Consider the following 1,557-nt stretch of genomic DNA (forward strand, 5'->3'; position numbering starts at 1 on the left):
GCTACAGCATTATAAGATTCTAATTTACCCATTCCATTAATTTTACTTAAAACTACACCTATTCCCCTTACTACAAAAGGAAGTATTTTTAAGTATTGTAAAATACCTATTAAAGCAGAAATAAAAATTATTGGTAAAAGAACACTAATAAAAAATGAGAATTGATCATTATTTACTAAGCCACCAAATACAAAATTTACTCCTTCCCCAGCACATGTAAGCAATGATTCAAAACCATTTGCTATACCACCTATTAAATAATTTCCTAACTGAGTATTCAGTAATCCAAAACCAAATATAAATTGTAAAATAAGCATTATAATAACAGGCTTGTATTTTACATTTTTCTTATCACTACTAGCAACCCACGCAAGTGCCAAAACAACAAATAATCCTACGATTCCAATGATATATTTCATTTTTATCCTCCTTTTAAGTGCGACAACTTTAATATTACTATGTTCATCTATGTTAAAATAAATACACTTCACTTTTAGTAGATTGCTCTTTATTCTTTTATGATTTTTAATTTAAATTTGAGTATAATTTTCTTATTAATCAAAAATTAATCACAAACATTTTTATTATAAATTTATTATCAATATTTGTAAAGTATTGTTTTAAATTATATCAAAATTATTTTAATATAATTATATTTTATAAATAAATTAAATGTGTTTTTTAATATAAAAAAGAACTCTATTATTGCAGTAGAGTTCTTTTTACTATATATTTTTATTAAAATTTATTAACTTATATGAAATTATAAAGTTACTTTTTAAATATACTAGTTGCTAATTAAAAATATATAATTGTTTGAAAATAAAAATAATGGAAAACCTCAATAAAAAGTTTTCCATTATATTATAAATTATTTGGTGGAGATGACGGGTGTCGAACCCGTGTCCGAAAGTAGTTTAATTCAGCTTTCTACGAGCGTAGTCTGTATATTAAATTTCGCTTACATGAAGGCCTACAGACAGGCATCATGTTCGCTAGCTTCATAAGTTCCGTTCCTAGCTCAAAGCTTTGCTAAGCTCGGTTCCCCACTAATAATGACACCAGACATCCCAAGTCGTGGGCAACCCGGGGCTGATGAGCAGCGTTTATTAAGCTGCTAGTGCAAAATTGTCTTCTGCGTTTATATTTAATGCATACTTTATTATCGAGGCACCATGCTTCCCTCGGCCCGCTTACCAAATCTCACTTACCCCCGTCGAAGCCAAAACATCCCCATGTTGTAAGTTTAATTTGTAAAACGCTATATTCAGTTTTGCTTTATGAAATAATTATATAGTACATAAACTTAACTGTCAACTTAGCATTCTTTTAAAAATTCTGCATATTAAACCAAAAATTTTTAATCATTTTTATTATTTCCTTTTTGTTTTATTTTTAAAGACTTATTGAAAAATTTTACATACTTAATTTTAAAAAGCTATTAAAACTATTATTTTAAATATAGTTTTAATAGCTGTAATTTATATTATTAAATTTTTACGTAATCTGCTGATACATATCCATATGAGCCTTTATATTTTATTTTGTGCCATCCTT

Annotated in this window: 1 protein-coding gene and 1 other RNA gene; both read right to left on the bottom strand. The window is 26.8% G+C overall.

Features of this window, described 5'->3' with window-relative positions; genetic code table 11:
• The coding region (locus tag Q4E08_RS12145; RefSeq protein ID WP_303131300.1) for a Na+ dependent nucleoside transporter N-terminal domain-containing protein at positions 1–419 on the bottom strand (419 nt) is incomplete at its 3' end.
• A 457-nt stretch (positions 420–876) separates the two neighbouring features.
• Positions 877–1,235, bottom strand: a transfer-messenger RNA (tmRNA) gene (gene ssrA, locus Q4E08_RS12150).
• Positions 1,236–1,557 lie beyond the last annotated feature (322 nt).

Source organism: Clostridium sp., assembly GCF_030532265.1.
Taxonomy (GTDB): domain Bacteria; phylum Bacillota; class Clostridia; order Clostridiales; family Clostridiaceae; genus Clostridium.